Origin of the sequence: Leyella stercorea (assembly GCF_019052365.1) — a bacterium.
Classification (GTDB): domain Bacteria; phylum Bacteroidota; class Bacteroidia; order Bacteroidales; family Bacteroidaceae; genus Prevotella.
In genome coordinates this window covers 1-12982 of record NZ_JAHQUY010000024.1, presented here as the reverse complement: position 1 = coordinate 12982, position 12982 = coordinate 1, and the positions used below count along the sequence as shown (strand labels likewise).

General features: G+C 50.8%; 9 protein-coding genes and 1 pseudogene. 8 read left to right on the top strand and 2 right to left on the bottom strand.

What is annotated here, in order from left to right:
• Position 1: 1 nt before the first annotated feature.
• From KTQ90_RS06005 to KTQ90_RS05970, 8 genes and pseudogenes are all read left to right on the top strand, one after another.
• Positions 2-283, top strand: coding sequence for a hypothetical protein (locus KTQ90_RS06005; RefSeq protein ID WP_217317600.1), 282 nt, complete (start codon positions 2-4; stop codon positions 281-283).
• A gap of 1 nt (position 284) precedes the next feature.
• Positions 285-7109, top strand: a complete 6825-nt coding sequence (locus KTQ90_RS06000) for a CotH kinase family protein (RefSeq protein WP_217317599.1) — start codon at positions 285-287, stop codon at positions 7107-7109.
• Between the two features lie 534 nt (positions 7110-7643).
• Entirely contained in the window at positions 7644-8945 is a 1302-nt protein-coding gene (locus KTQ90_RS05995; RefSeq protein ID WP_217317598.1) for a reverse transcriptase domain-containing protein, read from the top strand.
• Positions 8945-9427 carry a DUF4376 domain-containing protein gene (locus KTQ90_RS05990; protein ID WP_217317597.1) on the top strand — a complete coding sequence of 161 codons (483 nt, stop codon included), beginning with the start codon at positions 8945-8947 and terminating at the stop codon, positions 9425-9427. Before KTQ90_RS05995 ends, KTQ90_RS05990 begins: the two co-directional genes overlap by 1 nt.
• A 178-nt stretch (positions 9428-9605) precedes the next feature.
• A complete protein-coding gene (locus tag KTQ90_RS05985) occupies positions 9606-9854 on the top strand; it encodes a hypothetical protein (RefSeq protein ID WP_071122765.1) in 249 nt (82 codons plus the stop codon).
• Between the two features lie 111 nt (positions 9855-9965).
• Positions 9966-10604, top strand: coding sequence for a thymidylate synthase (locus KTQ90_RS05980; RefSeq protein WP_217317596.1), 639 nt, complete (start codon positions 9966-9968; stop codon positions 10602-10604).
• On the top strand, positions 10601-11440 hold the full coding sequence (locus KTQ90_RS05975; RefSeq protein ID WP_217317595.1) for a DNA adenine methylase: 840 nt from the start codon (positions 10601-10603) through the stop codon (positions 11438-11440). Before KTQ90_RS05980 ends, KTQ90_RS05975 begins: the two co-directional genes overlap by 4 nt.
• A 228-nt stretch (positions 11441-11668) precedes the next feature.
• Positions 11669-12151, top strand: a pseudogene (locus tag KTQ90_RS05970) (IS1380 family transposase); the annotation flags it as partial.
• Here the strand turns inward: KTQ90_RS05970 and KTQ90_RS05965 are convergent.
• Positions 12141-12500 (bottom strand): sigma-70 family RNA polymerase sigma factor, encoded by a 360-nt coding sequence (locus KTQ90_RS05965; RefSeq protein WP_217317594.1) that lies wholly within the window; start codon positions 12498-12500, stop codon positions 12141-12143. The pseudogene KTQ90_RS05970 and the gene KTQ90_RS05965 overlap by 11 nt on opposite strands.
• 102 nt (positions 12501-12602) lie before the next feature.
• Positions 12603-12982, bottom strand: a 380-nt coding sequence (locus KTQ90_RS05960) for a helix-turn-helix transcriptional regulator (protein WP_217317593.1), incomplete at its 5' end; no start/stop codon positions are given.

Below are 12982 nucleotides of genomic sequence, written 5' to 3'. Positions count from 1 at the left end.
TATGAGCAAGATAGACTTTCAGCATTTCAAAATTTACGCATCCATCAGCCACAAGGCATCGCATACGGTGGACGCAAGAGAGAACTTTGCCGACATGATTTACAACAACGTGAATGGCATCAAGGCTCACGCACTCGCCCTGAAGATATACAATGGCGAGGGTAGTGTCGAATATACCGACGAGGAGGTAAGCCTTATGGGCACGGTGGCAGCACGTCTGTGTGTGCCCGGCTTTATCGACGGGCTTAGAGAACAGTTGAACAATAATCAAAACAACGGATGATATGACAGAAGAAGAGAAAAAGGAACTGGTCCAGGATGTGGTGAATCAGATAAAGACTGACAGCCAGAGTGTGGACGAGCTGGAAGCTGTGAGCACACTGGAGGGTGTGGTGAGCCTCCCTGCCATGAGAGGCGAGACGGTGGTGAGCGCCCCGTTGAAACTGCTGTCGAAACCTGCGGAGGATGCAGCAGCTGTCGCCAAGGCTTCTGCTGCTGTGGCTGACGCATCGGCAAAGAAAGCAGATACGGCAACAGCAACAGCGAAGGCTGCGGCCCAAACCGCCAACGATGCAGCGAGCAAGGCCACTGATGCCGCCCAGAAGACCAACGCCGCTGTGGCAAAGGCAGAGAACGTGGAAGCGGAGTACAAGGGCACGGCACTGGCTGCAAGGAACGGCGCGACAGCGCGGTTTGACGGGCTGGTGGAAGGCGTGGAGATACGACTTGTATCATGCCCCCAGATAGACGGTGTGTACTATGACACGGTGAACAAATCCTTCTGCGGGAAGAATGGTAACATATACTGCAATAACTGGTTTGGCGCAGACATGTACATGAACGATGTGCGCACAGAAGTACTGAAGGACAAGGCGTATGTGTGCGGTGGCGTGGTGTATGTGTGGAGCGATGAGGAAGAGAACCTGGTGGAGATAAGCGGAAGCGGCGGTGGCAACACCTATAACGTGACGGAGCAAGTTCCGCTGGAGAGCGGATACTATACGCTTGAGACTGCCATAGCAGCCGTGGAAGGAAAGGCACGTGCGAAGGGACGCTGCATCACCTACGAGACGGCACAGGGCAAATGGGAGACCAAGCAGTTCAAGGGCACGAACATCGAGAGCTGGGAGCAGGCGGCGAGCTGGGAGGACTTTGGCGGCGACGGCACGGTGAAGAGCGTGACGCTGAACGGCAAGAAGCTGGAGCCAGGCGAGGACGGCAACGTTGCTATCACCATCAGCGAGACTGAGGTGGACGAGAGCCTGAACGTAAGTTCGACGAACCCGGTGCAGAACGCGGCGGTGGCGGCGAAGCTGATGGAGATAGAGGCGAGCACCGTCTTGGGCATGAACGCCGAACTGAGTGACGACGGCAGCAGCGTGCGCCTGGCACTGACCAACAAGAGCGGTGCGGAGATAGCGTCTGCGGACATTCCGGCAGGAAGCGGCGGTGGAGGCGGTGACGCTTCGACCACGAAAATCGTGCTGGATGCAGCCGTCAGCAAGACCATCATCAAGGAAGGTGACAGCGCGATGCTGACATGGACGTATGACCACCAGTACAGCAGCGGTGAGGAGAAAGGCACATCCACGGGTCAGAAGGCAACGGTCAGCATTGAGATGAAGAGGGGCGCGACCGTGATGTATGCAGACACGCAGCATGATGTGAGCAAGGGAACCTATACCCTGGATCTGACGAAATACCTGCTGCTCGGCACGACAGACATATATGTGAGGGCTACCACAACCGACCCGACCACCGGCAAGACACAGACGAGGCAGAGCTATGTGAGCGTGAAGGCTGTGACCCTTGCGCTGAGCAGCAGCTTCAACATAGCCGAGTGTGTCGCCAAGGGCGGCTACGGTGTGAGCGAGGCGGTGAGCATCCCCTTTGCGGTGAGCGGAAGCGGCGACAAAACCGTGACGCTGTATCTGGACGGACACCAGTGGGACTCGCAGACGGTGAAGAGAAGCGGCACGACGAACGGCAGTTTCTCCTTGTCGATGTCGGGAGTGAGCATCGGCCGGCACACGGTGCAGATCGTCGCCGAGATGGAGGCAAGTGCGGAGCTGACGCTGAAGAGTGAGAGCATCTACTTTGACATTCTGAAGGCCGGACATAACGCCCCGTATATCGGCACGAAGCTGACCTTCGGTGACGGACGCATTTTTGCGGACGACCATCTGACCCCGACTATTGAAACCGGCCAGTATGAGCAGGTGAGATTTGACTTTGTGGCGTATGACCCGACAACGACCCCGGCGACGGTGGGTGTGTGGCGAGACGGCATACGGACGCAGACGGTGAGCGTTCCGAGGACTACGCAGGTATATACAAACCGTTTCCTGGAGCAGGGCGACGTGGCGATGGTGCTGAAGTGCGGCACAACGGAATACAAGCTGAACGTGAAGGTGACGGAGAGCGGCATTGACCTGAGCGAGGCGACTGCCGGACTTGTGCTGAAACTGACGGCAGCCGGCAGAAGCAATGCCGAGAGCGAGCCTGCTGAATGGCGTTATAACGACGTTCAAACGGCGTTTGAAGGCTTTGACTGGCAGAGCAACGGCTGGACGGGAGATGCCTTGAAGCTGACGAACGGCGCGAATGTAGAAATCGGGTACAAGCCTTTCGGCAACGACGCGACGACCACGGGCGCAACCTACGAGATGGAGCTGACATGCACGAACGTGACCGACCGCAGGGGTACGGTTGTGGACTGCATGACCGGCGGCGTGGGCTTCAGACTGACGACGCAGGAGGCTCTGATGCGGACGGGCGCAGGTTCGGAAGTAGGCACTAAGTTCGCAAGCGGTATGACACTGAAGATAGCCTTCGTGGTGCAGGAGAAAAAGGCGAGCCGACTGATGACGCTGTATGTGAACGGCATCCTATGCGGTGCGAAGCAGTATGCCTCGACGGATTCGCTGCTCCAGGCAGAACCGACGAACATCAGGATCACGAGCGAGAGCGCGGACGTGGAGGTGCGTAACATGCGTGTTTACAGCCGTGCTTTGGGTGATGACGAGGAGCTTGCCAACTATATGGTGGACCGCCCGACAAGCGACGAGATGGTGGTGCTGTTCGAAAAGAACCAGGTGATGGACGACGAGGGCACAGACGTTGACATCGACAAGCTGAGGGCAATGGGCAAGAGCGTGATGAGAATCGTGGGCGACGTGAACCTGGTGAACCAGACGAACAACAAGAAGTTTGAGGTTCCGGTGGACATCTACTTCTACTCTGCCTACGGTAAGGAGTATGACTTCATCATCTACCAGTGCGGACTGAGAATACAAGGCACCTCATCGACGACATACCCGAGAAAGAACTACCGCATCTACTTCAGCCGCTCGACGAAGTACGGCACGAAGCTGTATGTGAACGGTGTGGAGGTAGCGGACTTCAAATATTCGTTCAAACCAGGTGCAAGACCGATAGACATATTCTGTCTGAAGGCGGACTTTTCAGATTCTTCATCTACGCATAATACGGGCGCGGTGAGAGTGGTGAACGACATCTGGAAGAGATGCGGCTGGCTGACTCCGCCACAAATGGCCTACAAGGGCAACTATGATGTGAGAATCGGCGTGGACGGGTTCCCGATAGATTTGTTCTACGACAACAACGGCACGGGTGAGAACGTGTATCTTGGCAAGTACAACTTCAACAACGAGAAGAGCGGCAGCGGCATCATCTACGGCTTTGAGGGTATCGAGGGCTTCAATGACGAGGCTGCACTGAAGGGCGGGCGCAACAAGTGTATCTGCCTGGAGTTCCTGAACAACTCGGAGACATTGTGCCTGTTCGGTACGAGCAACATGGACACGTTTGACGACGCTCTGGAGTTCCGCTTCAAGGCCGACGACACATGGGCGACGGCGCATGAGGACGACAAGGCGGCAGTGAAGCGCCTTTGGGAGTGGATATACTCTTGCAAGGGCAACCCGACGAAATTCCTGAACGAATATGCGGAATACTTCGGCAACGACTCGCCATTTGCATGGTATCTGATAACGGACTACTTCATGGCTGTGGACAACCGCGCGAAGAACATGATGCTCGTGACGTGGGACGGCAAGATATGGTATTTCATCCCATACGACATGGACACGGTGTTCGGTGAGCGCAACGACTCGGTTCTGAAATACGACTACACGATAACGTGGGAGACGATGGACGAGAGCATCGGCTCGTATGCGTTTGCAGGACACGACTCCGTGCTGTGGGAACTTGTGAGAGGCTGCCCGGACAAACTGAGGGAGGTGGCAGACAAGCTGCGAAGCACGATGTCGCTGGAGTATGTGCTGAAGGTGTTCAATGAGGAGATGATGGGCAACTGGTGTGAGCGCATCTACAACAAGGACGGCATCTACAAGTACATCAAGCCGCTGACGGAGGGTGTGACGACAGCAGACGGCACTACGAGTTACTATGACTATCTCTATGCACTCCAGGGCAGCCGATATGCCCACCGCACCTATACCATCCAGAACCGGTTTGCATTGCTGGACAGCCAGTATGTATGCGGTACATACAGAAAGGACAGTTTCGCGGCCTACTTCGGCTATAAGTTCGGAAGTGACAACCGGAAGATAAGAATCACGGCGAGCGAGCGGTATTTCTTCGGGTACGGCTACACGAGCGGTACTCCGCACGAAAGCGCAGTGCTTGCGGAGGATACGGGAAGTCAGGTGGAACTGACGCTTGACACGGACCTCATCGTGAATGACCCGCAATACATCTACGGTGCGAGCCGCATCATGGGGCTTGACCTGACGGACGTGAGCCATGCCATACTCCAGACTCTGAACTTGAACAACTGTTCCGCCCTGCGGACGCTTGACGTGAGCTGCGGCCAGACACAGACAACGCTGAACGCATTGCTGGTGAACGGTTGCCGAAATTTGCGTACTCTGAATATGACCGGCTTGAAGTCAGGCAGCTTCACTGGCATAGACTTGAGCAACAACACGAAGCTGGAGACACTGAAGGCAGGCAAGACAGCCCTGACCGGCGTGAACTTCGCACAGGGTGCTCCGCTGACGAGCGTAACGCTCCCGGCAACGTTGCAGACACTGGAACTACGCTACCTGAGCAAACTGACGACCGGCGGTCTGACGCTGGAGGGCACAAGCAACATCAACAGGCTTGTGGTTGACAATTGCCCTGGTGTGGACTGGCAGACGCTGCACGCAAGGTGCGGAAACGTGAAGTATCTGCGTGTGACCGGCATCGACATGGAAGGCGACGGCAGCCTGCTGGCCTCACTGATGCAGACGGGCGGTGTGGACGAGAATGGCGGCAATGTGGAGAGCTGCCGACTGGTGGGTACATACCGGCTGACTCGTTACGTTGATGATGAGACCTATGCTACATACATCGAGCACTACCCAGAGTTGAACATCGAGCAGCCTGAATATACAATGCTGGAGAGCGACGAGAGCGTGGCAGACGATGCAAATCTCTCGAACTTGGATAACGGCACGGGCTATAAGTACGGCAACGACTACAAGCCAAGCGGCCATGTGGCTGCGATACTGAAGAACCGCCACAGAGTGCTGGCGAAGGTGACAAAGAAGGCGACCACGAGGAACGTGAACATGGCGAATGTCGATACCGTGGTGAACAATCTGGACGGCGAGATGACTTACTTGGAGCTTGACGATACGGACAGCACGAAGTATGCCGACGGAACCCCTGCCAAACTTGACGGCAGCGAGGGTGACCTGATGATGCACGAGCCTTTCTTCTGGAGCAAGGGTATCAATGACTTCTTGAACAGCAAGGACTACAGCTGCTACAGTTCGAAGGACAAGGATCACATGCCGGCTGTGCCGAATGTGGACGTGTTGACGCTTGATGACATCAAGGCGGTGCAGGGCGGTTACACTAAAGGCAGGAAAGTGATGAGTGGCAGGGACACCATAACAAATGCCATGAGTACGGACAGCTCTTATTCGGTGTGCGTGGTGGATGTGTCGAAGCACAAGCGTGTCCGTTGGCCGAGTGTGCCAGGCACGAACCTTGTGGGCAGCGCATTTGCCGATGTGAACGGCAATGTGGTAAAGAGCGTCGTGGTGCCAACGCTGGGAAACAGATTTGAGGCTGGCATGTATCTTATCAGCGATGTGCCTGAGGGAGCCAAGACTTTGTACTTCTCTATATTGAACACAGCCGAGTTTGACAAGGTTGTACTATCCAACAGCAGCAAGATAGAGGATATGGAGCCTGAATGGTTTGCCAACGAGGAGCATCTGTGTGCTGTTGTGGGCAGTTCTGTAGTGGGCAGCAAGCTGCGTGCCTGCATAACGGGCGGCAGCACTACAGCAAGCATGACATGGACGGACTTCCACTATTACAGCGTGCAGAGGGGTATGCAGCAGATTGACGCTCTGATGCACTTCCGCATTGCGAACCTTGCATACGCGAAGTATGGCAGGAGGAACATGCAGGAGCAGTGCGGCGCTGGCTCGCATACGAATATGCGCACGACTGGCGGCACGATGTCGAGAGGCATGCAGGACACTATAGGCTATGAGGGCGCAAAGGCAATCAACCCGAATGTGACAAACAGTCTGGTGGACGAGAACAGAGTGCACCAATATGCCTGGTATGTGGACAAGGACGAGTATGGTGCTGCAAAGGTGACGCAGGTGAACAATATCTGCTGCCTGGGCTATGAGGACATCTACGGACACAAATATGACATGATGGACGGTGTGGACTTGCCGAACACGAGCGGCAATGAGGGCAAGTGGCGCATTTGGATGCCTGACGGCAGCACGATCATGATAAAGGGTACGACAACCAGCGGTAACTGGATAACGGCAGTGGCTCATGGAAGGCTGATGGCGGTAGTGCCAGTAGGCTCGATGAATGGCTCGTCGAGCACATACTATTCAGACTTGTACTGGATAAGCACAGCCACGGGCCGTGTGGTCTATCGCGGGTGCGACGTTGCGTATGCGTATGGCGGTGTGTCGAGTGCGCATGCGTATAACGGTGCTTCGTATGCGTATACGTATGTCGGCTCGCGTCTGGCCTTCCGCGGCAAACTCGTGAGGGCGCAAAGCGTGGCTGCGTATAAGGCGTTGAGCGAGGCTGCGTAACGCGAAGCGCGCAAAGCGGGAGCGAAGCGACAAAACGAAAGACGTGGTATCACCGGCGTAAGCCGGTCGAAAAATTTTAGAATTTTCGCTGGAACCTGGTGGTGCTGCGGTTTTCGTTGAAATATTGTCGCTTTGCAACTGATTTAGAGTATAATCGCTTGAGTTGGCGGGAATATGAGTAACTTTGCATCTTGGTAGAGTTTCCTAATGGGCCGTGTGGTCTATCGCGGGTACAACAATGCGAATGCGAATGGCGGTGTGTCGAATGCGAATGCGAATAACGATGCTTCGAATGCGAATACGAATGTCGGCTCGCGTCTGGAAATCAAAATATATCGGCGTACAACGATGAGGACGCGCTCCTCGATGTGGTGCCGAGGGAAACGAGCCACAGCAACAGCGTCCATGAAAGGACGGAAAGCTGAAACATCAAGTGTCGGGCAATAGAGTTTGGTAGGCCGGTAACGGTTCGAAGAAGTTTGGCCCGGGGATAGGAAGGCCCATATCTTCCGTAAACGAGAAACAGAGAACCCTATGCGCAGAGAAGGCTACATCATGGAGGAGGTGACGGACTACGGCAACATGTCGGAGGCGTTTGACGCTGTGTTGCGGGGCAAGAAGCGAAAGACGTGCAGGCAAGGTCGCTATCTGCTGGAGCACCGTGACGAGGTGATAGCGGAACTGACGGCAAAGCTGAAGAATGGTACGTTCAAGCTCGGTGGCTATCATGAGCGCATCATCTGTGAATATGGTAAAGAACGGCATCTGCAGATATTGTCGATGAAAGACCGCATAGCGGTGTATGCTGTGATGAATGTGGTGGACGCACATCTGCACAAGCGTTTCATACGAACTACGGGGGCGAGCATCAAGGGACGTGGCACGCACGACTTGATGAAGTGCATACAACGAGATCTGAATGCAGACCCAGAGGGAACGACATACTGCTATAAGTTTGACGTGAGGCGGTTCTATGACAACGTGAAGCCGGATTTTGTAATGTGGTGTTACCGCAGGGTGTTCAAGGACGAGGTGCTGTTAGGACTGCTGGAGCACTTTCTGCACCTTCTGCCTGAGGGCATCAGTTTCGGGCTGCGCAGCTCTCAAGGGTCGGGGAATCTGTTATTGTCTGTTTTCTTAGACCATTATCTGAAGGACAAGTACGGCGTACGTTATTTTTACAGATATTGTGATGACGGCGTGGAACTCGGTAAAACGAAAGCGGAACTATGGATGATTCGTGACATCATACATGAACAGCTGCAGAAAATAGATTTGGTGGTAAAGCCCAATGAGAGGGTGTTCCCGACTGCTGAGGGAATAGACTTTCTGGGCTATGTGATACGGCCAAACAATGTGCGTTTAAGGAAGCGCATCAAGCAGAAGTTCGCAAGAAAGATGTGCGAGGTAAAATCGAGAAAAAGAAGGCGAGAGCTGACAGCATCCTTTTATGGGATGACAAAGCACGCCGACTGTAACAATTTGTTTAATAAATTAACAGGCAAAACAATGAAAAGTTTTAAGGACTTAAATGTGGCTTACAAGCCAGAAGACGGCAAAAAGCGCTTCGCGGGTACAGTAGTAAGTATCCGCGAGTTGGTAAACATTCCTATCATCGTGAAGGACTTTGAGACGGGCATCAAGACGGAGCAGGGTGAAGACCGCTGCATCGTATCGATCGAGATGAACGGCGAAGCCAGGAAATTCTTTACCAACAGTGAGGAAATGAAAAATATCCTCGCCCAGATTAAAGAAGTGCCGGATGGCTTCCCATTTGAGACAACGATCAAGACGGAAGTGTTCGGCAAAGGTCGAACCAAATACGTTTTTAGTTGATGAAAAGAGCACAAGGAAGTTTGGAGGTGAAACTGCTTGAATGCGTGAACCCCATCAAAAACAAGTGGCGCGTTCGTTGGGACGTGCAAGAACATGATGACGGAACTGCTGACTACATGGAGGCAGAACTGACACACAAGCCGACTGACGAGGAAATAAAAGACCTCGTAAGAAAATGGTACAACCAACAAACGGATGCAGCAATATTGTCGGGCTTCAGCTATGAAGGAGCCCCTGTGTGGCTCTCGCAAGAGAACCAGTACAACTATAAGGCTGCATACGATTTGGCCGTCCAGACGGACGGAAAAACGCTACCAGTGACATTTAAGTTCGGCACTGATGAAAGTCCAGTGTATCGTACGTTTGAAACACTGGATGAACTTGCAGACTTCTATACGAAAGCCGTTAAGCATATACAAGAGATGCTGGAAAATGGCTGGAAGAATAAAGATGCAATAGATTTGAGCAAGTACAACGCTTAAAAAAATCCCTTCGGGGGAGGATGTAAAAAAGCCCCCGGCCGTTAATATAGACGCCAATCATTTATTAACACAACACCACGAGAGTGCACAACCGGGGGCTGTATGCCTCCTGCTGCACTCTCGTGGTTTTTTGTGTTATAAATGATTGGCGATACAAAGGTACATAATTTAGTTGAAAATGAAAGTATTTGAGATATTGAATTTTAACCGAGAGCCGTTAAAAAGGCTACAACAGGCAGGGATACGCATCGAAGATGTGGAATATATAGACTTGTACAACGACTATCGCGTGATGCTCGGTGGTGGCGAAAAGGTCTCATACATTGTGGCGACACTTGCAGATCGCTATCATGTGAGCGAGCGCAAGGTGTACACGCTCATCAAGCGATATGGTCGAGAGTGTAGCACTCAGGTGCTCGAGGGATAAAGAACAAGGCTTTTGAAAACGTGCTGCAAAAGGCTTGCAGTGTGATTTGCTCGTGGTGTTACTTTTTGATGCGGAAGCGTGGTAACTTTGCCGTATCGAAAGTAAAATACGATGAACAAATACTATTTATTATTGGGTAAGGTGCTTGCTGAAGGCAAGACCCAACAGAACAAAAAAGGCAAGATAAAATACTTGCTCAACGAGCAGCTGATGCTCACACCGGCTGACCTGCTCGACATATTTGAGAGCCACGGCATAGCGAGAAAGAAACTGAAAGAAGAGCTGAAACTGTTTATGCAAGGAGAGCGCAATGTGGATCGATACCGTGAGGCAGGCATAGCATGGTGGGACTACTGCGGCCAGACATTGGTAAACAGCTACCCGACCTACATGGAGAAACTGCCACCACTTATTGAGCGCATCAACAAGGAGAAACGCAACAGCAAAAACTATGTACTGTTTCTCGGAGCAACGGATGCAGAGAGCAACCAGACACCGTGCCTGAGCCTTGTGCAGTTTCAAATAGAGGACGGTGCATTGGTTGTGTCGGCATATCAGCGCAGCTCCGATGCAAACCTCGGACTTCCTTCAGACATTTACCACCTTTATCTGATGGCTCGACAGATAGACTTGCCACTAAAGTCTATCACGCTGAACCTGGCGAATGTACACATCTATGAAAACAACATAAAGCCCACTGAACGACTTCTCGCTGGTGAGGATAATATAAAATTTGAACTGAACGTATGAGAGGGAAAATGCACATGGCAGCACCTCTGCCTTTTGTCGGACAGAAGCGCATGTTTGCAAAGGAGTATATCAAGATTCTGCCCCAGTTCAACGACAAAACAGTGTTTGTGGATTTGTTCGGTGGCAGCGGTTTGCTGTCCCATATAACGAAGCATTTGCGTCCAGAGGCAACTGTGGTATATAACGACTACGACAACTACCGCGAGCGATTGGCACATATACCTCAGACAAATGCGCTGCTCGCTGATTTGCGAGCGATTGTAGGCAATACGCCAAAGCACAAGCGAATAGATGGTGTGATGCGTGAGAAGATGTTTGAACGCTTGAGGCATGAGGAGCAAACGGTGGGTTATATTGATTTTATAACCATCTCGGCATCGGTGATGTTCTCGATGAAATACGAACTGAGCATCGAGGAGATGGAGAAGCAGACATTGTACAACAATATCCGAAAGAACGACTACCCGACAGGTGAGGATTATCTGGAAGGCTTGACGATTGAATCATGTGACTATCGTGAACTATACGAAAAATATAAAGACGAGCCGAATGTGGTGTTTATAGTGGACCCTCCTTATTTGTCCACAGAGGTTGGAACATACAAAATGTACTGGCATTTGTCTGACTATCTCGATGTGTTGAATGTGCTCAAAGGAAAGCCGTTTGTTTATTTCACATCAGATAAGTCATCTATCATTGAGCTTTGTGAATGGTTAGGCAAGAATAAAACACTCGGCAATCCGTTTGAAGGTTGTAAGCGTTTCGAGTTCAATGCGCATGTGAACTATGATGCAGGTTACAAAGATATGATGCTCGTGAAGTCTAATGCCGCATAATTTGAACCTCGTTTGAACGCCGTTTGTTCGCCGTTCAAAAACTATAAAAGCAGCCCGTTTTGGACTGCTTTTTTGTTGTTTTAAAGTGTCGTGTGTGCGAAATTTTTAGAACGTTTCGTTTTTCCCGATTTTTGCACGTTTCGTTTTTCAAATCGAGCACATTTCGTTTTGCCGGATTAATCACTTAATTTAGTGTTGCAAAAATAATCAAACAAAACCTCATCAGGCATGGCAAAAATACAAATTAAATCTGAGAAACTCACTCCTTTTGGAGGAATATTTTCAATCATGGAGCAATTTGACTCCACATTGTCTTCCGTAATCGACTCTACCCTCGGTCTAAGGTGTAGATCGTTCGGTTATCGGTACAGCGAAATCATCCGTTCTCTCATGAGTATCTACTTCTGTGGTGGCTCATGTATTGAGGACATCACTACTCATTTGATGAACCATCTCTCGCTTCATCCGACACTTCGCACTTGTAGCTCTGACACTATCCTCAGAGCAATAAAGGAACTGACGCAAGAAAACGTCTTATACACATCAGATACAGGTAATAACTACGATTCCAACACGGCTGACACTCTCAATACTTTACTGCTCAATTGTATGTTTGCATCTGGTCAACTGAAAGAGGGTGAGATGTATGATGTTGATTTCGACCATCAGTTCATAGAGACCGAGAAGTATGATGCAAAGCCTACATACAAGTGGAAGTCTCAAGGAATGCAAGAATACTCGCCCTAATGAACCATACTGCATAAGCAATGAACTTAAAACCTCGCTGTGGATCAAACCTTCTTGCGGCAAGTTCAAGTCCCTTGTTACCTGCCTCAATAAGCTCTTCCATCGACTTGCCTCTATTCTGATATTGCTTTGCAACACTTACAACAAAACGAAGGTTAGCTTCATAGAGACGCTTCATTGCATCTTCATCTCCTTGCTGAACACGCTTGGCAAGCATAACTTCTTCCTCGATGGTAAGAAGAGGATGCTTGGAAGCGTCCTGAAGAAATGAATCTACTGACTGGCTCTTGCGGATTGTAATGTTCTTGTTCATATATCGTATAAATTTTAGATGTCTCTATATTATTATACGAATGAAAACGTGTGAAATCGGGTGTTTTAGGGGAGATTTATGCAAAATCTCCGCAGAACGCCATTATATTTCTTTGTTTTTTTTCATATATCTGTCAAGAGAGGCACTTATTTGAGACATTATCTCTTCGCGATATTCCGCAGGTTCCAGCACTTCAACGTTCGAACCAAGTGCTAGTATCTTTGACTTTAGCTCAGGAGTCAAGCATACTCTATAAGTGAACTCTGCAAACTCACCGTATCGTGACTTAACCTCACACTGTGACTTATGGAGTGGCAACATTCTCATGTATTCCATCTGTATACCATACACTCTTATCTTCAAATTAACCACAGGGAGGTTTTCATTCACGTAAATTCCTACTACATTGTCATAGTATTTTTGTGGATTGAAGTCCTTTGGGTACTCAAATTTCTGACTTGTTGTTTGCATGTCAAGAAATC